This is a genomic window from Pseudoalteromonas sp. SWN29, assembly GCF_015864465.1.
GTDB lineage: Bacteria > Pseudomonadota > Gammaproteobacteria > Enterobacterales > Alteromonadaceae > Pseudoalteromonas.
This window is the reverse complement of record NZ_JADYXE010000015.1, coordinates 41,489-65,224: the sequence shown is the minus strand read 5'-3', so window position 1 is coordinate 65,224 and position 23,736 is coordinate 41,489. Positions and strand designations below refer to the sequence as shown.

The following is a 23,736-nucleotide window of genomic DNA, read 5'->3' as shown; positions in this document are numbered from 1 at the left end:
TAAGCATGAGTAAATGCGTTAATGGGATCATTAGTTGCTTTGTAGTTTTAATAACTATTCTAAGTTGCCAAGTAGGCGCACAAGTAAAACGTTTATCCCCAAGCGAAGGCTTATCGCAAAGCTACGTCAATACTATGCTTATCGACACTAATGGTTACCTTTGGCTTTCTACTGAGGCAGGGCTTAATCGTTATGATGGCTATCAAGTTATTCCAATAAACGGTCCTAATGGTGAATTAGAAGAAGCGATCATTGATCGTATTTACCAAGACCCTCAAGGACACATTTGGATAGCCTCTTTACTTGCAGGACTATTTAGGTACGACCCCGTAACAGATTCATATCAGCAGTTTTTAGAAAAACCCACCAGTGAAGAAGAAATTATCAATCAGTCTGTTTTTAGTATGGTGGCCGTTGATAAAAAAACACTGTGGATTGGACGCGGGCGCGACTTTGCAAAGCTTGATATAGCAACCGGAAAAATCACAACTATTTTTGAGCTGCCCGCTAAATATAAAAATACCCTGGTAAGAAAGTTATTTGCCTACAATGGTTATATATTTATAGGTACAAGCCATGGCGCATACGTATTTGATATTGCCACAGAGCAAGTTAGGCCACTGCAACACTTAAAAGGTGAGGCTGAGCATATTTACCAAAATAATGTTAAGTCGTTCGCACTCGGTGAAAATAAAAAGTTATTAGTTGGGGCTGTACAAGGTTTATACGAAGTTGATATTAGTAACTTATCAAAAATGTTTGAACGCCCAGATTTACCTTTTAAAAGTAAAATATTACTCAATGATTTAAATGTGTGGAGCATAGTAAACGAACACGGAAAAATAGATTTAGCCACCGATAAAGGCTTGTTTAAATTTGATTTAAGCACCGGAGAAATGATCAAAAATACTCGAATAGCCCAAAGTAAGTACACACTTGCTGATACCAGTATTATTGATATGGCTAAAGATAAATCGGGTGGTACGTGGGTTGCGACTAAAACTGATGGTGCATTTTACTTATCTCACGACAGCTATCATTTCAATAATGTCGATGGAACTTTGCTCGGAGGCGATGGTTTATCGCATCATTCTATTTGGGGTATTACCGAGTATAAAGACAAGCTTTGGCTTGCAACGCACAATGGTATTACTGAAGTTGATTTAAAAACAAATATTGGCAAAGTTTATTTAAAAGACTACAAAGTCGACTTACTCACCACTGAGTTTACCGTATACGAAATAACACCTTATAAAGATAATTTATGGCTTTATACAAACCGTGGTTTGTTTATTTTTGACCCTGTAACTCACCAAGTTAGCGAACCTAAAGTGCATGACCCTGCTAATCAAGAGTTGATTACGGGTAGGGTACATGGCGTTACATTAATGCCAAGTGGCGATCTATACTTTGTGCACTCAGATCATGGGGTATTTATATACAATATAGATTCTCAAGTAATAACGCGTTTGGGTGGCCAGTTTGATCAATTTGAACCCTTTTTAGCTCACGGCTTTTTACCCGCGCTGAGTAATAAACCAGACTCGCCACTGTTTTTTAATGCGGGTATTTTATATCAAGTAAACCCAAGTGATTTAGCACTAAAAATGATTTACAAAGTGCCAAAACAGCATGAAAACGTAGCCATTAGCGTGCTTTCTTATTTAATTGATAACAACAATATATTGTGGATATCACTTTCTAATTTTGGCTTGATAGGCCTTGACGCGACTACCTACCAATTAGTTCATACAATCGATTTAGAAAAAAATAAGCTAGGTACATTACTTTACGATATGGTGCTAGATGACGATGGCATGATTTGGATGAGTAGCCATAAAGGTATTTGGCGATTAAACCCAGAAACACTTCATTTTCAGCAGTTTTCTACATCTGAAGGGTTACTTTCAGCTGAGTTTAATAGTAACGCAATGGCACAGCTTAAAGATGGTCGTATTGCGTACGGTAGCTTAAAAGGCTTTACCTATTTTCATCCAATGGAGAACCAAAATTATCAATCGCTTATTGATCACGTAAATATTACGCGGGTTGATTTAATGTCGCGAGATTTATCGCTTGATTTAAAACAGCCGCTTAATGAAGTGGTGCTAAATCATGATGATATAGGACTTGAGGTGGCATTTTCGGCCATGGCATTTAGCAATCAAGAACGCATTATTTATGAGTATCAACTCGATAACGGGCAAAAAAGTTATACCCGAAATAATAACCGTGTATTGTTCCCTAAATTGAATCCAGGTAATTATCAATTAAAAGTATGGGCTAAAGATCCGCTAACTGGCGAATATACCTCACCTGCTATTTTAAAAATAAAAGTAAAATATCCGCTTTGGCGCGCACCTTATTTTATGGTGCTTTACGGTATGCTATTTATTGGTTTTATTGCCATGTGGGTTATGCGCCGCAATAAAATTCAACGTATTTTATTGGCAGCAAATAAAGAAAGTAAAGAAAGTGAAGCGCGTTTAAAACTGGCGCTAGAGGGCAGTGAATCCGGAGTTTGGGATTGGGAATCAAGTAACCCAAGTATTTATCAACCTCGTTTAGTAAGTGAGCTAGGCTATGAAAATGAAACAGTAAGCCTTGACGAGTACTTATCTAAAATTCACCCGCAAGACAAACAGCTATTTCGCTTAGAGTGGCTTGAGTTTTTATCTACCGAAAAAGGTTACTTTAACTGTACTTACCGTCTTCGCCATGCGAAAGGTTATTGGCGCTGGTATAAGGACTTTGGAAAAGTAGTTGAGTGGGACGATAAAACACCGCAAAAAGTAGCGGGTACCTACACAAATATGACCCGTGAGATGGTGTTTGAAGAACACGCTTTACTATTTACAGCGGCATTTGAGCAAACCCGTGATTGGGTGTTTATACTCGATAAAAATTTAAATATTCGGGCTTCTAATAAATCACTACAAACGGCTTTTAATTTTTCTGCTGAGTCGTTATCTAGTCGAGCACTAAATTTAGGTATATCGCGCAGTAATCGTTTTGATTACTTACGCATAATGCAAAAACTGTCTGTTGGGGAGCACTTTTCGTGTGAAGACAGTGTAGTTTTAGCAAATGGTGAGTCACGCCATGTACTTGTGAAAATAAGTGCCGTTGCCGATAACGAACAGCGCCTTAATAGCTATGTTATTATTTTAACCGATATAAACGCTCAAAAATCAGCTGAAAACGAACTGCACTTATTAGCTAACTACGATGCCCTAACTGGCCTGCCAAATCGTACGCTATTTAACGATCGCGTAGAGCACGCCCTTGAGCAAGCAAAATTGCATGAATGCAAAGCGGCCTTATTACATATAAACATAAAGCGTTTTAAATACTTTAATGATTCTTTAGGGCATGAAGCGGCCGATGAGTTAATTAAAGAAGTGGCAGAGCGTTTAAGATGTTCACTGCGTCCATCGGATAGTGTAGCGAGATTTGGTGGCGATGAGTTTGTTGTACTGGTGGAAGATATTCATCAAATAGAGCAAGTACTTATTATATGCACTAAGTTAATGGATTGCGTGAATCAAAATATTGCGATTAATGGCCAAGTTGTTAATGTTAATTTAAGTATTGGCGTGGCTATATCGCCAGATGACGCGCAGCAAGGGCCTGCACTTTTAAAAGCTGCTAGCATCGCGTTATATCATGCAAAAGATTCTTTAGAAGGGCGCTACCAGTTTTATAAGCAAGAGATGAATCAGCATGTTCAAAGAGCACTACATCTTGAATCTCAGCTGACGAGAGCGTATCAAGAAGAAGAATTTTGCAATTACTATCAGCCTATTATCAATGCTAAAAGTCAAAAAACAGAAGGCTTTGAAGTTCTGCTACGTTGGCCTGAAAATAAACTAGTACAAACTCAAGAGTTTTCGGTGGCAGCAGAAGGTATCGGCTTAATTACAAAAATTATGCTGCAGACTTTTGCGCGCGCTTTATTAGAGCTAAAAGAGTGGCGTAAAGCCTCACCTCATTTGTATCTTTCTATTAATTTATCGGCCCTCGATTTTGAGTTTGAAGATTTAGTACCTGAAATTAGAAATGCGCTAAATCATGCGCAGGTATCATCAGAAGCCATTGTTTTTGAAATAACAGAGTCTGTACTTATGCGCGACTCTCACCAAGCTCTGCAAAGCATGGAGCAACTTAAAAAGCTAGGTTGCAGGCTCTACATGGATGACTTTGGTACGGGGTACGCATCACTTACTTATTTAAAGCGTTTTCCGATTGATGTATTAAAAATTGATAGGAGCTTTGTAGAAGATATTGGGATTGATTCTGACGACGAAGCCATTATTCAGTCAACCCTTGCATTGGCCCACAGCTTAGGAAAAGAGTGCGTTGCGGAGGGCGTAGAAAGCTCGCATCAACTTACCTTTTTAAAGGCTCGAGGATGCAAGCATTTCCAAGGGTATTTATTTAGTAAACCGGTACCAAATAACGAAGTGCTAGCACTTATTAATCGCGATTGGAGCGATATTTTCAATCAATAATAGGAATAGAAAATTAAGGGCGTTTACCACAATTGCGACAGTAAATATGACTACTGTGCTGATTGAGTTGGGTCTTAATCGCTTTATTGGCCTCAAGTTTACTTAGCCCTAATTTGTAGCGTAGATCTTCTAAGTGTTCGTGTTGGGCTTGGTTAAGTGTGCCATCTTGAATTTGTTCATGCACAGCATCTTCAAAAAACTGACGGCGTTTACGTATTTGTTCTGAAAAACTAGACGCTAGCAAACCCGTAGGTATCGCAACCATTCCCATGCTGAGCAATGTAATCACACCACCGAAAAACTTACCCAATGGCGTTATAGGTACTACATCGCCATAACCAACGGTTGTTAATGTTGCCATTGCCCACCACATAGCCGCAGGAATAGAGCCAAATTTATCGGGTTGTATGTCGTGCTCAATTAAGTAAATTCCGCATGAAGCTAAAATAAGCACGACGGCCATAATAAAAAAAGCAGCCATTAATGAACTACCTTCATCGTTAAAGGCTTTTAAAAGTAGTTGCATAGCGCGTGAATAACGAGAGAGCTTAAATACTCTTAATAATCGCAGTACGCGTAAAAAACGTAAATCGAGCGGGAACAAAAACATCATTAAGCTAGGTAGAATCGCGATTAAGTCGATTAACGCCATTGGAGATAAGAAGTAATGTAATCTACGTTTAGCGTTAGAGCCTTCAATAGCAGCATACTGTATTTTATCCACGCAGGCCCAAAGTCTTGCTAGGTATTCAACAGCAAAAATAGCGACAGAGACAATTTCTAAAACTAAAAATTCGTCATAATATTCAAGCGCTACACTGGGAATAGACTCAATAACAATGGCTATAACGTTAGCCATAATTAAGCTAATAAGCATAATATCCAAAATATGCCCAGCACGGTGATACTCTCCTGTGCCTTCAAATAGGCAAGCCATTTTTTTTCTTAAAGTTTGCGGATTATTCATTATTAAGTTTAAGCACCATATTAATACTGCCTTCTTCAAAGTCGCGACTAATTTTAAAACCCAACTTTCGGGCAAGCTCAATCATGCCGGTGTTCTCTGGCAGTGTTATACCTTCAACCGACTCCACACCTTGGCGTTTGCAGTGGCTAATTGCTGCGCTCATTAGTATGCGACCAAGCCCTAAGCCTTGGCAGTCTGAACGCACTACAATGGCAAATTCAGCATGTAAGTTATCGGGGTCCATAATAACGCGAGACACACCCAGTGTTCGGGTTTTACCTTCAAAGCGTTGGCAAACAATAAACGCCATTTCGCGGTCATAATCAATTTGCGTCATTTTAGCGAGTTGGTCGTGGTTAAACTGTGGCAGCTCGCCAAAAAAGCGTTTGTACCTGTCTTCTTTATTAAGCGATTCATCAAATGCTTTATGAGCTTGCTCATCTTCTGGCTTTATCGGTCTGAGTGTAGCTTTGGTGTTGTTTTTAAGTGTTACTACTTCAACAAGTTCAATAGGGTAGGGACGAATAGATAAACGCTTACGATTGCTCTGAGTTTGATAGCGGTTAAGTGTCATCGTGGCATCGAGTACTAAAAACTGTCCGTTGCTGGCAAGGATAGGGTTTAGTTCCATAGAGCTTATATCAGGCTGATCAATCACTAGCTGAGAAATACGCGTTAGCAGTGCACACAAGCGATACTTATCAACCTTTTCGGGTAATATGCGCTCTTTTAATACGCCTTTATCGTGCGCTGCTGCAATTAAATACTTTGCTAAGTTCATATTCAGTGGAGGTAGAGCAACGGCGGCTTGCGCATATTCAAGGCCGGTGCCTGCTTCACCTAATAATATAACAGGACCAAAATTAGGCTCTGTTTTAATCGCAATTCGCAGCTCATTTGCGCCTGCTCGTGGCGCCATTTTTTGTAATGAGAACCCTTCAATAACAGCATCTGGGTAAGTGTTTTTAATACGTATAAGCATTGCAAAAGCGGTTTGCTCAACCTCGTTAGCATCATTTAGGTTAAGTACTACACCACCTACTTCAGATTTTGAGGCAATACTTGGGCTAATGAGCTTTAACGCTACTGGAAAACCAAGCTCTATGGCTTGCTCTTTGGCTTCTGTTGGGGTGTAAGCGACCTCAGTTTGAATGCATTTAATACCATAATGGCTTAATACTTGGCTTGCCTGATGAGTCGGTAAGTAGCTTTGCCCGTCATCTATAAATTCATTAATAAGTGTTTTAGCAGCCACTTTATTTATTTTTGCGTCATCAGTGTTCGATTCAGGCGTTTGCGTTAAATGCTTTTGGTTACGGCGATACGTCACCAAGTGCATAAATGCGCCAACGGCTCCCTCGGGTGTTCTATAAGTAGGTATTGCGTTGTTAGAACACACTTTTCTGGCGGCGTAAGATGCATCTTCACCCATAAAGTTAGTTATAACGTAAGGGCGTGCCATTTTGGGTAATTTTTGCAAAGTTTCTACAATAATGTTGGCGTAGTCTTCGCTGGGTGCAAGTGCAGACGGTGTGTGGATAATCAGTAAGTTTTTAACTTCTTTCGCATGAAGTAAAATCTCTAATGCTTGCTTGTAACGCCCAGGTGCTGAGTCGCCAAAAATATCCACAGGGTTTGAGGTGGTTTCTGATTGCGGAATTACTTTATTTAGCGCATTTCGAGTTTCAATGCTTAGTTCTGCTAATTTACCGGAGCTTTGAATTAGCTCATCAACGGCCATAACACCCGGGCCGCCACCATTAGTTAAAATAGTCAGTTGCTCTACTTTTAATAATTTGGGGTGCATGGCGAGTGTTTGTGTCGCTGCAAACAGTTCACGTAAGTCATTTACGCGCAGCATACCCGCTCGTTGAAATAACGCATCGTAAACAGCATCAGAGCTTTGCTTTCCGCCGGTGTGAATTTCGGCCGCGAGTGCGCCGGCACTTGTTTTACCTGTTTTAATCGCAATCACAGGTTTACTAAAAGCCGCAGCTCTAGCTGCTGATATAAATCCACGAATATCTTCAATGTTATCAATGTAGAGTAAAATAGCTTTGGTTTTAGCATCGCGACCTAAAAAGTCGAGTAGTTCATTAAAGTTTATATCAAGGCAATCACCCACTGATACAAAATATGAAAAGCCAATTTCTTTGTTTTTAGCCCAATCTAGAATGGTTGAACATACTGCTGCTGATTGCGATACAAATGCAATTTTACCTGGGCTTGCCACGGTATGTGAAAAGCTCGCATTTAAACCAATATGAGGAATTAGTAAGCCCAAACAATTCGGCCCAAGTAAAGTAACCTGCTTGGCTTGAGCGCAGGCTTTAAGCGCACTTTTTTGCTCCCCAGAAAGTCCATCGGCAATAACAATAGCTGTTTTACAGCCAAGTTCTCCAAGCTGCTCAATAATATCAATTAAGGTGTTTTTGTTAGTACAAATAACAGCAAGATCGGGTACTTTTGGCAAATCAGCAATAGAGGGGTAAGCAAGTACCCCGTGAACGGCTGTGTGGCTTGGAGTAACAGGCATTATTGGGCCTTTAAAGCCACCCTGAAGTAAGTTGCGCATAACCACAAAACCAGCACGCGTTGATATATTCGAGGCACCAATAACGGCCACTGAGCTTGGATTAAAAAACTGGGTAATGCGCTTAAGGCTCATGGTTTTTCCTAGGCTGATTAAATTTTGCGTTATTTATAGTCTCAATGTACCCTGTTTACTGTGTTATTTCGAGCGTCTAGATGCTTATTATTGATATCAATCAAGGAGATTATCGTGAATAAAACATCCGGTTTTTACATTGTTATCGCGGCTATTTGTTTAAGTATAGGCTTAATTAGCTTAGGGTTTATTTTAAAGAGCACAGCTCTTAGCGTGAAAGAGATGGAACGTACTGTGCAAGTTAAGGGATTGGCCGAGCGAGAAGTCATTGCCGATACGGTAATTTGGCCTCTGCAATTTAGTGATGCCGATAATAACCTTGAAAAATTAGTCAGCAGAGTTGAGAAAAAAAATGATGCTGTTACTGCTTTTTTAAAACTGCATGGTTTTGACGACGATGAAATAACAATAGGTAGCCAGTCCGTTATTGATAAGCAAGCACGCGAATACAGTAATGAAAATCAGCAATTTAGATACATAGTGCGCTCAAATATTATAGTTTATTCAGATGCGCCAGATAAAGTACAAAACGCGCTGAGTAAAGTAAGCCAGCTTGCTAAACAAGATATCGCGATAGTGCAGGACAGCTACGAAACAAAAGTTGAATACATTTTTACAGGCCTCAATGATGTAAAGCCTGCGATGGTGCAAGAAGCAACTGAAAAAGCGCGAGAGGTCGCTAATAAATTTGCCAAAGATTCTAATTCAAAATTAGGCAAAATAAAAACCGCTCGCCAAGGGCAATTTAGTATTAGTAATCGAGATTCAAACACACCACAAATAAAAAACATAAGAGTGGTGACCAGCGTTGAATATTATTTAAATGACTAGGGCCTGTTGACCTTTCAGGATTAAAATTTGTTCAATCTAGGGGCAATTTAATCGCGGCGTGAGGTTTGTAACCTAGCGGGCTAAGTAAAAACCGAGCAACAAAGAGTAAATTGCCCCTAGGCAGAACCCTTCGGGCAGCGCATGTTTGGCATTTATTCCACGTTATCGCCTATTTATGGGGAATAACCACACTGCATAGGCTCTGCCTTGCCTAAATACCAAACATACTGCTGCAAATTTAACCTCGAAAGATAAACAGGCCCTAGGAAATAATATGTCAGAGTCTAAATATGGTCAGTTTGTACTGGCTCCCCGTTCGTACTTTTTTACTGCTATAGCGAGCGTGGTATTTGCGTTTATAGGCTTCAGTTATAATGCATGGCGAATGGAAGCAAGTGAAGAGAACAACAATACACGTATTGCTAGCTTTCAAATATTACAAGAACTAGCCGAGCTTGAGCTTATAGTATTTGCAGCGCATTACGATAATAACAAAATAGATGGTAGCCCTAGAAAAGGCTGGGTTAAAGTTAACTTAATTCACGACTTAAGCTACTTAGCCGTTGATAAAGTACATTTAAAAACAAAAGACTTACAAAAGGTCTGGCAAACAAATTGGCCAAATATGGTTGAGCACGAAAGTGCTGCGCAATCCATTACACACGCTATAGATAGTGTGCGTATAGAAGTAGTGGGTGAGTTAAAGCGCCTTGATTAGGTGCACAACTTGCGCCGTTGATCGTTGCAAGTAAGCAGCGCTTAGTAAAATCGTGGTTTCGTTAAGTTTTTGTCCTTTTAATACGTTAATAAGCTGCTGTTTTGCATTCGGATTTTGTTTTTGTTCTATTTCCATAAGAGCTAATAACGCTGAGAATTCATGCTTAACTGGTGTGTTAGGTTTATCAGCGTAAGCAATATAGCTGGCAACCGGTGTTAACCCTTGTTGATTTGGCTGCGCAAGCGCTTTAACTAAGTCATCATTTGATTCAAACAACATTAAAGAGCGCACATAGTTAAATGGCAGCTTTGTAGCATCAGCATGTTTAAACACATTGTGCAGTACGTTATTTCCTTGGGTATCTTGTGCTAAAAAGCCTTTATTAAGTTTGAGCGCAGGGGTAAAAAAGCTTAACGCATCAATACTGGTGAGTTGGTTAATAAAAGGAGACGGTGGTGTGTTAGTGGTTAAAATACGCTTGGCAACATTTTGCATAAAATCGTACTTAATGCTTAACCGCTCAGCGCTTTGAAATAAATGGTTAAGTTGCAAAGTTTGCTGGGCAGGACTTAACTGCTTAAAGTCGTTATTGAGCTCATTTAATTGCTGCTTTGAAATACGCGCATTAAGTAGTTGTATGCTTAAATCCATTATTATTTCCAAAATCTTTTTTGCTACTATAAAACAAAAAAGGTCGCAGATGCGACCTTTTCATATTTAAAGCAATTGTTTAAATTGGTTTTAAGCCTTTTTGCTTGCTACCCATTCATTAACAAAGTTTTCTAGCACGTTAAGTGGTACTGGACCATTTTTAAGTACTACGTCGTGGAACTGGCGAATATCAAACTTATCACCAAGCTGCTTTTTAGCATCTTCACGAAGCTCTAGAATCTTAAGCATACCCACTTTATAAGCCGTTGCTTGTGAAGGCATTACAATGTGACGCTCAACCATTTTAACACCGTCAGATGTTGCATTAGGCGTGTTATTTACGTAGTAATCAATACCTTCTTGGCGAGTCCACTTCATTGCGTGAATACCTGTATCAACCACTAAGCGACATGCGCGCCATAATTCCATTGAAAGGCGACCAAAATCTGAATAAGGGTCTGAGTACATGCCCATTTCTTTTGGAATGAACTCTGAGTATAAACCCCAGCCTTCAATATATGCTGTGTAGCCACCAAATTTACGGAACTTAGGAATACCTTCTAGTTCTTGTGAAATAGCTATTTGCATATGGTGGCCCGGAATACCTTCGTGGTAAGCCAGTGCTTCCATTTGATACGTTGGCATTGCTTCCATATCGTAAAGATTAGCGTAGTAAACACCTGGGCGTGAGCCGTCTGGAGCAGGCTGTTGGTAAAATGCTTTACCTGCCGCTTTCTCACGGAATGCTTCAACTGCTTTTACTTTTAAATCAGCTTTTGGTTTAACAATAAATAGCTCATCTAAACGCATTTTCATTGTATCAATAAGGCCTGTCGCTTCATCAAGGTAGCGTTGCTTACCTTGTGCATCATTAGGGTAGTAAAATTGTTTGTCAGTTTTCATAAACTGCATAAACGCTTTTAAATCGCCTTTAAAGCCCACTTTATCTTTAATTTCACGCATTTCATCATGAATACGTGTCACTTCAGATAGGCCAATCGCATGAATTTCTTTAGCCGTTAAATCGGTTGTTGTAGTGCGCTTAAGTGCGTTGTTATAAAACGCTTCGCCGTCAGGTAGTTTCCATGCGCCATCACGGTCATCTGCACGTTTTTCAAGCTGTGCTAGGTAATTAATTAGCTTAGAGTAAGACGGTTTAACAGCCGATTTTAATGCATCAGATGCATCGCTGATTAACGAATCTTTTTCGTCTTGGCTAATTTCAAGCGCTGTTACTTTACGTTTAAAGTCGGCAAGTAATGTAGAGTCATCACTTTTATCAAATGGTGCACCGTGAATAATATTTTTGCTTGAATCAATAACATGTGGGAACACAAATTTAGGGGCAATAATGCCTTTTTCTGCACGTACAGTTAAATCGATAATTAGTTGATCAATAACACCAGTTACACCATTTAAACGTGAGATGTAGTCTTTAGCTTCTTTTACATTACTAATTGAGTGCTGATTAATTAAAAATGCAGGGATCATAGAATGCGTACCAAACATTTGGTTCACAGGGTAGTTATGGTAACGCCATTTAAAATCAGCAATTGAGCTTTCAAGATCTTGTTTTTTTAAGTCGTAGCTTACTTTTGTTGCATCATCTAATAAATCACGGCTAATTGCTTTTAGTGCAACTAGGTCAGCTTTTGTTTGCGCTAAATCTTTAAGCTGTCTTTCTTCGCTGCCATCGTCCCACTTATCGTAATCTTGCTTAATACCCATGTATGTTTGATATACAGGGCTGCTCATTACGTCGCGGTTAAATGTATCTTCAAAAAAAGCATTCGCTTTGTCTATTTCACTTTGTTGTGATTGAACTGCTTGTGCAATAGGAGCTGAAGTCGCTTGTTGTGTTGTTTGCTGGCAACCAGCAAGTAGTGCAACGCTTACTGCCGCTGCAATAAAAGTAAGTTTACGCATTGTTTTCCCTTTTGTTGTTAGAAACCCATTAGGGTATTTTATATTTATTTTTTTGCTTAATAGAACGTGTAGTATCAAGTACTACACGAACAATTCTAGCAGGTCATTTAAAAAGCGATGACCTTTTAAGCTTACTTGCCAATGGCTGTCTGTTTGAGTCAATAAACCTTTATTAATTGCTTGGTTTAATGCGCTTTGCTGACTTTGCAGTGGCAGTGTTGTTAGCTTATTAAAGTCGTTAATCGGGCAAGGCTCAACAAGGCGAAAGCGATTCATAAAAAATTCAAACGCTAAATCGTCTTGCTCTACATGCCAGCTTTTATACATATACGGTTTAATTAAATCCATATAGCCGCGTGGATGTTTTACCTTTTCGGTACGTGTAATAAGCCCTGTATTTGCATCAGTAACCTTACCATGCGCGCCGCAGCCAATACCGAGATAATCGCCAAAACGCCAATAATTTAAGTTATGTTGGCATTGATAACCTGGTTTTGCATAGCCCGATATTTCGTATTGTATGTAACCTGCTTGAGCTAGTAACTCGACCCCTTGCTCTTGAATGTCCCACAGTGTTTCGTCTTGTGGCAAGGTAGGAGGTTTCGACGCAAATTGCGTGTTTGGTTCAATAGTCAGCTGATACCACGATATATGCGGTGGATCGAGCGCTATTATTTGTTTTAAATCACTCAGTGCATCATCAAGTGTTTGGCCTGGTAAGCCATGCATTAAATCAAGGTTAAAGCTGTTTAAACCGGCTTCTTTAGCTTGCTGCGCGGCATAATTAGCCTCGTCGCTGCCATGAATCCGACCAAGTGCTTTTAACTTGTCGTTTTGCATGCTTTGCACGCCAATAGAAATACGGTTAATACCTGCTTTTACGTAATCTTTAAAGCGACCTGTTTCTACCGTGCCAGGGTTGGCTTCAAGGGTAACTTCACAGTGCTCTTCAAGACCAATTAGGTTGTTGACTTCATTTAGTAAACGAGTATAAGCCGCGCCCGTTAATAAACTAGGAGTACCGCCACCAATAAAAATACTGTGAATTTTACGCCCTTGCACTAAGTGCAAATCTGCTTTTAAATCATCAATTAAATGCTGAACATATTCAGCTTCAGGTATTTCACCTTTTTGTCCGTGGCTATTAAAGTCGCAGTACGGGCATTTTTGCACGCACCAAGGTACGTGCACATATAAGCTCAGTGGTGGAAGGTTCACAGGCCGCCTTTTTGCTGTAGCTCTAGTAATAGTTTTTGTAGCGCTTGGCCGCGATGACTCACTGCATTTTTTTGCTCTTTTGTAAGCTCAGCACTGGTACAATTTTGCTCTGCTACAAAAAATACGGGATCGTAACCAAAGCCACCGTTGCCATTTTGAGTGAGCGTAATTTCGCCTTCCCAGCTTGCGCTGCAAATAAGAGGAGTGGGGTCATCTGCGTGGCGCATTAACACCAGTACACACCAAAAACGTGCACTGCGAATAGGGTTATTACCCAAATCTACAAGTAACTTATCAATGTTATCTTGATCGCTAGCATTAGGGCCTGCAAAGCGGGCTGAATACACACCGGGCGCACCATTTAAGCCATCAACTTCTAAACCAGAGTCATCGGCAATTGCAGGCATGCCAGTAATTTTAGCGGCATGGCGTGCTTTAATAATGGCATTTTCAACAAAGGTAGTGCCGGTTTCGGCAACTTCACCTACGTTAAAATCGCTTTGTGGAACTACATTAATATTTAAAGGGCTTAGCATGTTAGCTAGCTCATTTACTTTGCCAGGGTTACCTGTAGCAAGTACTAAAGTTTTGGTCATGTTATTAATCTACGTAAAATTTTTGCTGAAACTGTAATTTTTGAAATTGATTGTTTTGCTGTATTTCAATCTCAAAGCGTAAAATCTCTTCGTTGGTATAATCAACTTGGGCAAGGTAGTAAATTGAATCACCTTCTTTTACTTCTTTAAAAGTAAGCGTTTGTTTGTTGCCAAGTAGGTTTTTTGCTGTGCCTGTAAGTTTTGCTGTTTGGGCTGTGTTTTCGGCATCATTTTTTAATATAGAAATATTTACAATGCCTTTGTATCCACTTCGCTCAAGACCATACGCTGTTGCTATTTTTGGCTGAATAAAAGTAGAAGGAAAGGCGATGTAATGCACTTGCCAAGGCCCAAGCTCTTTATACTGTGCGCCTTGCATTTCTTCACTTTGCGCGTTAAACGTAAATGCTAAACAAGCAATAAAACAAAACTTAATTAAACGGTTCATTATGTATTCCTCAAAACATATAAAAAAGAGGCCTTTGGGCCTCTTTTACTCAAAAATTAAGTGCTTAGACTAAAAAGTCCATAAGCAGCATTTGCAAAAACTGAATACCAATAATAAGCACTAAAACTGATAAATCTAAGCCACCCATTGATGGCAATATTTTACGAATTGGTTTTAGCATTGGTTCAGTCAGCTGGTGGAAAACCGCTTCAATAGGGTTATAGCCTTGGCTAACCCAACTTAAAATAGCGCGAATAATAAGTACCCAAAATACTAAATTAAGACCTTCTTTTAGTACAGTTATTAGTGCTTGAATAAGTACTGGCTGTATTGCCCACGCGTTATATATAACAAGCATTAAAGTACTAATTTTGGCTACAGCCACTATAAATGCCAGCAACAGAGATGCTAAATCAAGTCCACCAAATCCAGGAATGATTTTACGCAGAGGCTTTACTGCAAACGAAGTGGCTTTAACCACAAACTGGCTCATTGGATTATAAAAGTCGGCTTTTGCCCACTGCAGCCAAAAGCGCAGTAATACCACCATTAAAAACAAATCAAACAGGGTACTGATTAAAAATTGCATGGCATTCATAGTGTAACCTTCAATAAAAAAGTGGTTTTAAAGTTCTTTTTCCATTTGCTCTGCACGTGCAATACACGCATCCATAGCATCGCCAACGGTTTTAGTTAAGCCTTCATCTTTTAAGTGCTCAACAGCTGCGTGAGTAGTACCGCCTTTAGATGTTACGTTTGAGCGTAATTGCGAAATACTAATATCAGGCTGGCTAAGTGCCATTTCGGCAGCGCCAAGTGCTGTTTGTTGTACCAGGCGGCGAGCATCTTCATCGTTAAAGCCCAGTGCTTTAGCTTTTTCTTCTATTGCTTCCATAAATAAGAAAAAGTAAGCCGGAGATGAGCCCGTAACCGCAATAATATCGTTAATTTGCGATTCTTTTTCAACCCATACAACAATGCCAGTGCATTCAAAAACTTGCTGTACAAATTCGTGCTCGCTTTGTGTTTCGTCAGCGCCATATAAACCTGATACACCACGCCCTAATAAAGACGGTGTGTTTGGCATACAACGTACCATTTTAACGTCTTGACCAAGCATTTCGCGAAGGCGTTTTACAGTTAAGCCCGCAGCAACAGAAATAAACAGTTTGTCGCTAAAATCTACGCCCGAATCTTGAAACGATTTACATAAATCGCCCATCATTTGTGGTTTAACAGACAAAACAATTACATCAGCATCGCGCAGGGCTTCGTTATTGTCACTGGTGGTTTGCACCTTGAAATCGGCTGCTACCTTTGCAAGCTTTTCTTGGTTGCGGTTAGTCGCAATAATGTTACTTGCGTTAAAACCGTTTTTTACCATGCCACCAATAATGGCGTAGCTCATATTACCTGTGCCTATAAATGCGATTTTTTTATCTGACATAAATCTGTTATCACCTTTTAAGTTCGTGTTCCAAAAATGTCTGTGCCGATTCTTACCATGGTTGAGCCTGCACTAATGGCAGCTTCAACATCACCGCTCATACCCATCGACAAAGTATCTACTTGAGGATATTGGGTCTTTAGTTTATCAAAGCAAGTTTGTAATTGCTCAAAAGATTGAGTTTGAGCTAACGGATCGTCGCTTTTTGCGGGAATAGCCATTAAACCGCGAAGTGTTAAGTGCTCACATTGGTTAATAAACTCAGCAAGTTCAGAAATTTGCTCAACACTACAACCCGATTTGGCGTCTTCTTCGCTTATATTTACTTGAATAAGTATATTAAGAGGCGGTTTATCGTCTGGGCGCTGTGAATCTAATCGCTTCGCTATTTTTATGCGATCAACACTTTGTACCCAGTCAAAGTTGGCAGCCACTAATGCACTTTTATTTGATTGAATAGGGCCAATGAAATGCCAAATGATGTCGCTATATGACTGTAGTTGAGTTATTTTATCTATAGCCTCTTGAACATAAGATTCACCAAATTCGCGCTGGCCATGCTCATAAGCTGCTATAACATCTTCGCTTGGTTTAGTTTTAGACACTGCCAGTAGAGTGACTTCGTTAGTGTTTCGCTGTGCGTTTTTTGCCGCGTCTGCAATTCTAGCGTAGGCGGATGTGAGTCGTTCTGCTATTGTAACCATATATTTATCAGTTAGTTGTGGAGTCATAAATGGATATTACCGAATTATTAGCGTTTAGTGTGCAACACAAAGCATCCGATTTACATTTATCATCGGGTGTTTCACCTATGATACGCGTAGACGGTGATGTTCGTCGCATTAATATACCAGCCCTTGCAGATAAAGACGTAAACAGTCTGGTTTACGATATTATGAACGATAATCAACGCAAGGACTATGAACAAAATCTCGAAGTGGATTTTTCGTTTGAAGTACCTAATTTAGCACGTTTTCGTGTGAATGCGTTCAACTCTAATCGCGGGCCAGCTGCTGTATTTCGTACCATACCAAGTGAAGTGTTAACACTTGATGATTTAGGTGCGCCAGATATTTTTAAAACAATTTCTGACACCCCTCGTGGACTCGTATTAGTGACAGGGCCTACAGGCTCAGGTAAATCAACAACACTTGCCGCTATGGTTGATTACATAAATCAAAATAAACATCACCATATTCTAACAATCGAAGATCCAATTGAGTTTGTTCACGATAATAAATTAAGCCTTATTAACCAACGAGAAGTACATCGCGATACTCATAGCTTCTCAAATGCGCTTCGTAGTGCACTGCGTGAAGATCCAGATGTAATACTCGTAGGTGAGTTACGTGATTTAGAAACAATTCGTCTTGCAATGACCGCAGCCGAAACCGGTCATTTAGTATTTGGTACGCTGCATACTACTTCTGCACCAAAAACCATTGACCGTATTATTGATGTATTCCCAGGTGAAGAAAAATCAATGGTGCGTTCAATGTTATCTGAATCTTTACGTGCTGTTATTTCGCAAACTTTACTTAAGAAAGTAGGAGGCGGGCGAGTTGCCGCACACGAAATTATGATTGCAGTACCCGCTATTCGTAACTTAATACGTGAAGATAAGATTGCACAAATGTATTCATCTATTCAAACCGGCGCGTCTGTAGGCATGCAAACAATGGATCAGTGCTTAACTAATTTAGTTAATCGCGGGATCATCACTACTGCCGCAGCGAAAGAAAAAGCACAAGACAAAACACAATTTGGTGGGTAAGAAATTATTATGGCTTTATCTTTAAACGACTTTTTACTCATCATGATTGAGAAAAAAGGATCTGACTTATTTGTATCGAGTCAGCTACCTGTAAGTGCAAAAATAAACGGCGAGCTAACAGCCCTCAGTGACGATAGGCTTACAGATGAGCAATCGCTTGAGTTAGTAGAATCGGCAATGAGCGAAAAGCAAAAAGCAGAGTTTCATGCAACAAAAGAATGTAACTTTGCGATTGCCACTGACGAAGGGCGTTTCCGTATTTCTGCCTTTTGGCAGCGCGATAGAGCAGGCATGGTTATACGCCGCATTGTGACGCAAATACCTGATGTGAGTGAACTCGGGCTCCCCTCTATTCTTACCGACGTAATTATGTCTAAGCGTGGTCTTGTATTGTTTGTTGGTGGTACTGGTACTGGTAAATCAACTTCACTAGCTGCGCTTATTGGCTACAGAAACCGTAATCAACGTGGTCATATACTGACTATTGAAGATCCGATTGAATTTGTTCATGAGCATCGTAAAAGTATTATTACTCAGCGCGAAGTCGGGCTTGATACCGAAAGCTTTGAGTCAGCACTTAAAAGCTCATTGCGCCAAGCACCAGATGTAATTTTGATTGGTGAAATTCGCTCTCAAGAAACCATGGAATACGCACTAAGCTTTGCCGAAACAGGCCATTTGTGTGTTGCTACACTGCATGCAAATAACGCCAACCAAGCAATAGACCGTATAATGCACTTAGTACCAAAAGAGAAGCACGATAAGCTTAAGTACGATTTAGCACTTAACTTACGTGCCATTGTTGCTCAGCAATTAGTCCCTACTGCTGATGGCGAAAGCCGAGTTGCAGCTATTGAAATATTGCTTAATTCACCAATGGTTGCTGAACTGATTAAAAACGGTGATATTGGTGGTATTAAAGAGGCAATGGCTAAATCGAAAGAAATGGGCATGCAAACCTTTGACCAAGCGTTATTTGAGTTGTACAGACAACAACGAATCAATTACGCTGATGCACTGCACCATGCTGATTCGCCAAATGATTTACGCTTAATGATTAAGCTGCGTAATAACGAACAACAAGGCGCGGGCTTTTTACAGGGCGTTACTATTGATGGCCTTGATGATAAAAATAGCGATCAATAATTTAAAAAGTAATGAATATAAATACTTAATATAAAAAAAGCGCCAATTGGCGCTTTTTGTTTATATAACGGGTTGTTTATATAGCAGGCTTATTCACCGTAACTAGACTCAAAAAAACTTTCTAAAATAATAACCGCAGACATATTATCTACGTTACCTTTGCCTAAGTTTTTATAGCCACCACTTTCAAAAAGTCGCGCTTTAGCGTCCGCGGTCGTTAAACGCTCGTCTTGTGTTTGCACAGGAATACCATAATGATTATGTAATCTGTTGGCAAACTTTTTAGCTTTAAAGGTAACCTCTTGTGAGGTTCCATCCATATTTAGTGGTAAGCCAACAACCATTAAGTCAGGTTGCCATTCAGTCACTTGTACAGCAATATGCTCCCAATTAGGAATACCATCTTGTGCTTTTACAGCCTTGAGGCTAGAGGCGCTGCCAGTTAGTTCTTGCCCAATAGCAATCCCAATACTTTTGGTGCCAAAGTCAAAGCCCATTACAGTGCGTTCGCCTTGCGGCTTAAGCGATTTTTTTGTCATGTGTATCTTGTTTAAGTTTGCTAAGAGTTAAGTGAGTATTATGCGTGACCCGCTTCAGGGCTGAGTTGGCTAATATCGAAGCCCAACATTGAAACTGCTTTTTCCCATCGCTTTTCAACGGGGGTATCAAAAATGATCTTCGGATCGGCTTCTATGATCAACCAGCTGTTATCAAGTAACTCTTGTTCGAGTTGGCCTTGCTCCCACCCTGAATAACCCAGTGTAATAATAAATTGATCAGGTGCTTGTGCAGTGGTTAAGTTTGCTAAAACGTCTTTTGAGGTAGTGATCATAATGTCACTACTAAGCTTTTGACTTGCTGAATAACCCGATTGAGGAGAGTGCAGTACAAAACCACGGTCCGTTTTAACGGGTCCGCCTGCAAACACACTTACTTTTGCTGCGTTTTGAGTTTTGTCGTTATCAATTTCTATTTTATCTAAAAGTTCGCCAACGGTAACATCAATAGGTTGGTTTATTACCAAGCCCATAGCCCCATCTTCATTGTGCTCACAAATATAGGTAACAGCACGTTTAAAAAAAGGGTCTTGCATCGACGGCATTGCGATTAAAAAATGATTTTCTAATGACTGCATAGATTTCACCCTTTTTAGTTAATGAACTTTGAGTATGGCATAGTTATTTAAATAGACATAAAAAGCCCATTAAGTGTATGAAATACTTAGGCCTGTTGACCTTTCAGGATTAAAATTTGTTCTATCTAGGGGCGATTTAATTGCGGCGCGAGGTTTGTAACTTAGTGGGCTAAGTAAAAACCGAGCAACAAAGAGTAAATCCCCCCTAGGACGAACCCAAGGGCAGCGCGTGTTTGGCATTTATACTGCGTTATCGCCTATTTATAGGGAAAACCACACTACATAGACTCTGCCTAGTCTAAAAACCAAACACACTGCTGCAAGTTTAACCTCGAAAGATAAACAGGCCTCAGATTAATGGGCGTATTACTGTGGTAATTACTTACCTAATTTACGCTCAATGGCATCAAACAAAATACCTGTAATAGAAATATCATAAGCAGCTTCAATTTCGCGCACGCACGTTGGTGCAGTTACGTTAATTTCAGTTAATTTATCGCCAATAATATCTAAACCTACAAATATTAAGCCTTTTTCTTTAAGCGTTGGTGCAACCGCTTGCGCTATTTTTAAATCTGATTCGCTAAGCGGACGTGCTTCGCCTTTACCGCCAACAGCTAAATTACCGCGTGTTTCACCATTTTGTGGAATTCGCGCTAAACAATACGGTATCACTTCGCCATCAATAACCAATACGCGCTTGTCGCCTTGTTTGATCTCTGGGATGTAATTTTGCACCATAGCAAAGCGGCTGCCGTGCTCGGTTAGCGTTTCACAAATTACACCAATGTTGGCATCGTCTTCTCTAAGGCGAAAAATAGATGCGCCACCCATGCCATCAAGGGGTTTTAAAATAATGTCTTTATGCTCGGCTAAAAACTCACGAATTTGTTTTTGGCTGCGTGTAACCAAAGTATCAGGCGTATGCTCGCTAAACCATGCTGTAAATAGCTTTTCGTTAGCATCGCGAAGGCTTTGTGGCTTGTTAATTATTAACGTACCTTCTTGTTCTGCACGCTCTAAAATATACGTTGCGTAAATGTATTCAGTATCAAAAGGAGGATCTTTACGCATTAAAATTACATCAAGGTCGGCAAGGGCTATAGTGGCTTTTTCTTCAAGCTCGTACCATTTTTCTGCATTATTAAACACTTGCGCTTTAGACGCTGTAGCGTACGACTTACCTTTACGAAGAGATAAATCATCCATCTCCATATAATAAATTTCGTAGCCGCGTTCTTGCGCTTGCATCATCATTGCAAAACCGGTGTCTTTTTTGATGTTAAATCCACTAATAGGATCTGAAATAATACCTAACTTAATTGCCATGCGCTGTGCCTTACTATAAATGTTACTGTTTATATGAGGGTGCTTTTAGTTATTTCAATTAGCTAAATCGCCAAATTGAAGTTGTAATGCACTTAAGACCGTTAAAGCAGCCGTTTCTGTTCGTAAAACGCGCGGACCTAAGCGAATATCTACAAATTCTAGTTGTTTAGTTAGTACCATTTCATCGTCGGTAAAGCCGCCTTCAGGCCCGACTAAAAAGCGTACGCCATCTTTAGGTACGGTAATGGTTTTAATACTGTGCTCAGCACGAGGGTGAAGCGTGAGCTTAATTTCATTGGTTTGTTGTGCAAGCCACTGCTTTAAATCTACAGGAGGATGAATAATTGGCACAAAATTACGCCCAGATTGCTCTGCCGCTGCAATTGCTATTTTTTGCCATTGTTGGTGTTTTTTCTCAAGGCGATCGCCCATTAGTTTTACACCACAGCGCTGACTAAAAAGTGGGGTGATTTCGGTAATACCCAGTTCAACCGACTTTTGAATTGTAAAATCCATTTTGTCGCCACGCGAAACACACTGACCCAAATGAATTTTAAGCGGGGATTCTACATCGTGAGGATTAAGCTCCAATGGCATTACGACGACTGTTTTTTTTGTTACCTCAATTATTTCACTAAGGTATTCGCCGCCTTCGCCATTAAAAATAGATACATGCTCGCCTACTTTCATGCGCAGCACTCTGCCAATATGGCCAGCAGCATCGTCATCTAAAGCTACAGGGGTGTTTAGGGCAATACTCGATGTTTGATAAATATGAGGAACTCGCATAGGGCGTCACTTACTACTTAGCGTAAAAATATATACTGCTATGGTAAGTAAGCTGGCAGCTGTGCGCAATTATTTATTTTTATTAAGTTGCTCGGCGAGATCTATTAAATCTTGTGGTGTGTGCGCTATATCGTGGTGATTTTGCGAAGGTTCGGTTAATGTTTCGTCAGTAACCCGGCTTAGTGTATAGCCTGTATCATCAAGGTTTATTAAAAAGCGATCTTCATGTAACGAGTTATAAATAAAGCGCTGCTTATCACTTGCGAGTAAGTAATCGGCATTATTAAAAAGTACACCATGTAAATTATGATGCTCTTTTAAATAGTTAATGAGTTCAGATACGCTAATTTCGTTTTCAAGGTCGCAATAACTATAGTCTTTAATAAGCTCATCAAACATCATTTTTACTAACTGACGGGTATTACTGCCTGCTGCAATAAGCGTACTCGCTTTTGTTTTGCCATTATTATTTATATAGTATTCGGCAAATGCTCGGCTAAATTCGTTATCTATGTCGATTAGCAAATAGTTCGTGGCTTCAAGTGGCATAGGGCCTCGTTGCATCTAAGCAAAGTAATTACCTTAATACTTAAATGCAAACGATTTAATCGTTGCACTTTTAGTAAAGGCCTAAAGAGAAAACATACTAATAAGTAAATAACCTATAGCACAAAAAACAGCAAACTCGATACATGCAACACCAATGTTATCTTGGTGGTCTATTTCAAGAGCCGTATCAATATTTGGTAAAGAGATAACTTTTATCACATACGTTAAGCTGTAAAGTAGTATCCACATTACACCGCAATGCATAACGAGTGTAAATATGTTTTCTACCATTTTACCGTTTTGAAATGCAGCACTAGATAAACCAGCGTACACAGCTAATGCCAAACCAATTGATTTACCTGCGTACCTTATTCCAATAGACGTATTCTCCAGGTTGAAGTTACTTTGCAGTGAAGCACCTTGATTTGCTTTTGCAAAACGGTGCTCTCGTATTTTACTATCAAGTGCAAACATTCCCTGAAGTGTAAAAAAGCTAACGCAAGCAATAAGTAAGTTACTAAACCCTTGGGTATGTGTCCACGTGTATAAACCAAGTGCAATAATACAGTTGGCGATTAACATGCCGGAATCTACCAGTGCAGCACATACATTTTGCTTTAATATTGCGGCTTCTTCATTAAACCTGTGGAGTATCCATTTTCTGTGAATTAAATGACCCACTTTTATAAAAGTGAATAAAAGAATAATAATAATTAACACTTTTAATGGATTGGATTGCGCGGTGCTAATGCTTATTTCATCAAACAAAAAGGCCATAGTGGCTATGACAACTGATATTTCAGATGCGAAGCTAATACCCATGGCAAAGTTATCGTGTTGCGCAAGTTCATCTTTAAGCGCTTGTTTTGCTTTGATTTGAGTGACAACTCGTAAACTAAAAATAGTTATACAAATAACCGCAAAACTAATGGCAATCGCAATAAAACTAGTGTTAGATAAAGACAAATATGACATGGTGATCCTAATTAAGTTAACCTTTCTAGGTTTTAATCATTCTAGTACGGTTATTGAT

21 protein-coding genes are annotated in these 23,736 nt (G+C 39.7%); 5 read left to right on the top strand and 16 right to left on the bottom strand.

The features are described 5' to 3' along the window. Positions 1–5 precede the first annotated feature (5 nt). A complete protein-coding gene (locus I6F53_RS07805) occupies positions 6–4,511 on the top strand; it encodes an EAL domain-containing protein (RefSeq protein WP_197239095.1) in 4,506 nt (1,501 codons plus the stop codon). Between the two features lie 13 nt (positions 4,512–4,524). Here the strand turns inward: I6F53_RS07805 and I6F53_RS07800 are convergent, their stop codons facing one another. Both I6F53_RS07800 and I6F53_RS07795 read right to left on the bottom strand, forming a co-directional pair. After that, positions 4,525–5,478, bottom strand: a complete 954-nt coding sequence (locus tag I6F53_RS07800; protein WP_197239094.1) for an ion transporter — start codon at positions 5,476–5,478, stop codon at positions 4,525–4,527. Beyond that, positions 5,471–8,146 carry a bifunctional acetate--CoA ligase family protein/GNAT family N-acetyltransferase gene (locus tag I6F53_RS07795; protein ID WP_197239093.1) on the bottom strand — a complete coding sequence of 892 codons (2,676 nt, stop codon included), beginning with the start codon at positions 8,144–8,146 and terminating at the stop codon, positions 5,471–5,473. Before I6F53_RS07795 ends, I6F53_RS07800 begins: the two co-directional genes overlap by 8 nt. A 114-nt stretch (positions 8,147–8,260) precedes the next feature. On the opposite strand from I6F53_RS07795, the gene I6F53_RS07790 reads away from it, so the two are divergent. Together I6F53_RS07790 and I6F53_RS07785 are read left to right on the top strand one after the other, a co-directional pair. Continuing rightward, positions 8,261–8,977 carry an SIMPL domain-containing protein gene (locus tag I6F53_RS07790; RefSeq protein ID WP_166419700.1) on the top strand — a complete coding sequence of 239 codons (717 nt, stop codon included), beginning with the start codon at positions 8,261–8,263 and terminating at the stop codon, positions 8,975–8,977. Positions 8,978–9,251: 274 nt separating this feature from the next. Beyond that, on the top strand, positions 9,252–9,695 hold the full coding sequence (locus I6F53_RS07785; RefSeq protein ID WP_166419701.1) for a hypothetical protein: 444 nt from the start codon (positions 9,252–9,254) through the stop codon (positions 9,693–9,695). Here I6F53_RS07785 and I6F53_RS07780 read toward each other — a convergent pair. From I6F53_RS07780 to I6F53_RS07745, 8 genes are all read right to left on the bottom strand, one after another. Next, complete coding sequence (locus I6F53_RS07780) at positions 9,678–10,346, bottom strand: hypothetical protein (RefSeq protein ID WP_197177966.1); 669 nt, start codon at positions 10,344–10,346, stop codon at positions 9,678–9,680. The two genes, I6F53_RS07785 and I6F53_RS07780, sit on opposite strands and share 18 nt — an antisense overlap. A gap of 90 nt (positions 10,347–10,436) precedes the next feature. Continuing rightward, entirely contained in the window at positions 10,437–12,272 is a 1,836-nt protein-coding gene (locus I6F53_RS07775; RefSeq protein ID WP_197239092.1) for a DUF885 domain-containing protein, read from the bottom strand. Between the two features lie 81 nt (positions 12,273–12,353). Further along, the gene (gene hemW / locus I6F53_RS07770; RefSeq protein ID WP_166419704.1) at positions 12,354–13,490 is read right to left on the bottom strand and encodes a radical SAM family heme chaperone HemW; all 1,137 of its coding nucleotides are present in this window, start codon (positions 13,488–13,490) and stop codon (positions 12,354–12,356) included. After that, a complete protein-coding gene (gene rdgB, locus I6F53_RS07765; RefSeq protein ID WP_197177963.1) occupies positions 13,487–14,086 on the bottom strand; it encodes an RdgB/HAM1 family non-canonical purine NTP pyrophosphatase in 600 nt (199 codons plus the stop codon). Before rdgB ends, hemW begins: the two co-directional genes overlap by 4 nt. Positions 14,087–14,090: 4 nt before the next feature. After that, the gene (locus I6F53_RS07760) at positions 14,091–14,534 is read right to left on the bottom strand and encodes a DUF4426 domain-containing protein (protein ID WP_197177962.1); all 444 of its coding nucleotides are present in this window, start codon (positions 14,532–14,534) and stop codon (positions 14,091–14,093) included. 64 nt (positions 14,535–14,598) lie between these two features. Continuing rightward, a complete protein-coding gene (locus I6F53_RS07755) occupies positions 14,599–15,132 on the bottom strand; it encodes a YggT family protein (protein ID WP_002962568.1) in 534 nt (177 codons plus the stop codon). A 27-nt stretch (positions 15,133–15,159) separates the two neighbouring features. Continuing rightward, on the bottom strand, positions 15,160–15,981 hold the full coding sequence (gene proC, locus I6F53_RS07750) for a pyrroline-5-carboxylate reductase (RefSeq protein WP_197239091.1): 822 nt from the start codon (positions 15,979–15,981) through the stop codon (positions 15,160–15,162). 17 nt (positions 15,982–15,998) lie between these two features. After that, complete coding sequence (locus tag I6F53_RS07745) at positions 15,999–16,712, bottom strand: YggS family pyridoxal phosphate-dependent enzyme (protein WP_197239090.1); 714 nt, start codon at positions 16,710–16,712, stop codon at positions 15,999–16,001. A 2-nt stretch (positions 16,713–16,714) separates the two neighbouring features. Between I6F53_RS07745 and I6F53_RS07740 the strand changes: the two genes are divergently transcribed. Beyond that, complete coding sequence (locus I6F53_RS07740; protein WP_149593910.1) at positions 16,715–17,755, top strand: type IV pilus twitching motility protein PilT; 1,041 nt, start codon at positions 16,715–16,717, stop codon at positions 17,753–17,755. 9 nt (positions 17,756–17,764) lie between these two features. Then, the gene (locus tag I6F53_RS07735; protein ID WP_197239089.1) at positions 17,765–18,901 is read left to right on the top strand and encodes a PilT/PilU family type 4a pilus ATPase; all 1,137 of its coding nucleotides are present in this window, start codon (positions 17,765–17,767) and stop codon (positions 18,899–18,901) included. A gap of 89 nt (positions 18,902–18,990) precedes the next feature. Here the strand turns inward: I6F53_RS07735 and ruvX are convergent, their stop codons facing one another. From ruvX to I6F53_RS07705, 6 genes are all read right to left on the bottom strand, one after another. Beyond that, positions 18,991–19,440 (bottom strand): Holliday junction resolvase RuvX, encoded by a 450-nt coding sequence (ruvX, locus tag I6F53_RS07730; RefSeq protein WP_149593912.1) that lies wholly within the window; start codon positions 19,438–19,440, stop codon positions 18,991–18,993. A gap of 38 nt (positions 19,441–19,478) precedes the next feature. Further along, positions 19,479–20,036 carry a YqgE/AlgH family protein gene (locus I6F53_RS07725; protein ID WP_166419712.1) on the bottom strand — a complete coding sequence of 186 codons (558 nt, stop codon included), beginning with the start codon at positions 20,034–20,036 and terminating at the stop codon, positions 19,479–19,481. A 378-nt stretch (positions 20,037–20,414) separates the two neighbouring features. Continuing rightward, positions 20,415–21,365 (bottom strand): glutathione synthase, encoded by a 951-nt coding sequence (gene gshB, locus I6F53_RS07720; RefSeq protein WP_166419713.1) that lies wholly within the window; start codon positions 21,363–21,365, stop codon positions 20,415–20,417. 54 nt (positions 21,366–21,419) lie between these two features. After that, positions 21,420–22,154 (bottom strand): 16S rRNA (uracil(1498)-N(3))-methyltransferase, encoded by a 735-nt coding sequence (gene rsmE / locus I6F53_RS07715; protein WP_197177954.1) that lies wholly within the window; start codon positions 22,152–22,154, stop codon positions 21,420–21,422. A gap of 69 nt (positions 22,155–22,223) precedes the next feature. After that, positions 22,224–22,718 (bottom strand): hypothetical protein, encoded by a 495-nt coding sequence (locus tag I6F53_RS07710; protein ID WP_197177953.1) that lies wholly within the window; start codon positions 22,716–22,718, stop codon positions 22,224–22,226. Between the two features lie 66 nt (positions 22,719–22,784). Further along, entirely contained in the window at positions 22,785–23,678 is an 894-nt protein-coding gene (locus I6F53_RS07705) for a DUF350 domain-containing protein (protein ID WP_165727194.1), read from the bottom strand. Between the last annotated feature and the right edge of the window lie 58 nt (positions 23,679–23,736).

Excerpts from the sequence above, each read along its gene's own strand:
- proC (WP_197239091.1), bottom strand. The coding sequence starts at position 15,981 with ATGTCAGATAAAAAAATCGCATTTATAGGCACAGGTAATATGAGCTAC.
- I6F53_RS07705 (WP_165727194.1), bottom strand. The coding sequence starts at position 23,678 with ATGTCATATTTGTCTTTATCTAACACTAGTTTTATTGCGATTGCCATT.
- I6F53_RS07740 (WP_149593910.1), top strand. The coding sequence starts at position 16,715 with ATGGATATTACCGAATTATTAGCGTTTAGTGTGCAACACAAAGCATCC.
- I6F53_RS07805 (WP_197239095.1), top strand. The coding sequence starts at position 6 with ATGAGTAAATGCGTTAATGGGATCATTAGTTGCTTTGTAGTTTTAATA.
- I6F53_RS07795 (WP_197239093.1), bottom strand. The coding sequence starts at position 8,146 with ATGAGCCTTAAGCGCATTACCCAGTTTTTTAATCCAAGCTCAGTGGCC.
- I6F53_RS07745 (WP_197239090.1), bottom strand. The coding sequence starts at position 16,712 with ATGACTCCACAACTAACTGATAAATATATGGTTACAATAGCAGAACGA.
- I6F53_RS07755 (WP_002962568.1), bottom strand. The coding sequence starts at position 15,132 with ATGAATGCCATGCAATTTTTAATCAGTACCCTGTTTGATTTGTTTTTA.
- I6F53_RS07735 (WP_197239089.1), top strand. The coding sequence starts at position 17,765 with ATGGCTTTATCTTTAAACGACTTTTTACTCATCATGATTGAGAAAAAA.
- I6F53_RS07780 (WP_197177966.1), bottom strand. The coding sequence starts at position 10,346 with ATGGATTTAAGCATACAACTACTTAATGCGCGTATTTCAAAGCAGCAA.
- I6F53_RS07785 (WP_166419701.1), top strand. The coding sequence starts at position 9,252 with ATGTCAGAGTCTAAATATGGTCAGTTTGTACTGGCTCCCCGTTCGTAC.
- ruvX (WP_149593912.1), bottom strand. The coding sequence starts at position 19,440 with ATGACAAAAAAATCGCTTAAGCCGCAAGGCGAACGCACTGTAATGGGC.
- I6F53_RS07760 (WP_197177962.1), bottom strand. The coding sequence starts at position 14,534 with ATGAACCGTTTAATTAAGTTTTGTTTTATTGCTTGTTTAGCATTTACG.
- I6F53_RS07800 (WP_197239094.1), bottom strand. The coding sequence starts at position 5,478 with ATGAATAATCCGCAAACTTTAAGAAAAAAAATGGCTTGCCTATTTGAA.
- I6F53_RS07710 (WP_197177953.1), bottom strand. The coding sequence starts at position 22,718 with ATGCAACGAGGCCCTATGCCACTTGAAGCCACGAACTATTTGCTAATC.
- rdgB (WP_197177963.1), bottom strand. The coding sequence starts at position 14,086 with ATGACCAAAACTTTAGTACTTGCTACAGGTAACCCTGGCAAAGTAAAT.
- gshB (WP_166419713.1), bottom strand. The coding sequence starts at position 21,365 with ATGGCAATTAAGTTAGGTATTATTTCAGATCCTATTAGTGGATTTAAC.
- I6F53_RS07775 (WP_197239092.1), bottom strand. The coding sequence starts at position 12,272 with ATGCGTAAACTTACTTTTATTGCAGCGGCAGTAAGCGTTGCACTACTT.
- I6F53_RS07725 (WP_166419712.1), bottom strand. The coding sequence starts at position 20,036 with ATGCAGTCATTAGAAAATCATTTTTTAATCGCAATGCCGTCGATGCAA.
- rsmE (WP_197177954.1), bottom strand. The coding sequence starts at position 22,154 with ATGCGAGTTCCTCATATTTATCAAACATCGAGTATTGCCCTAAACACC.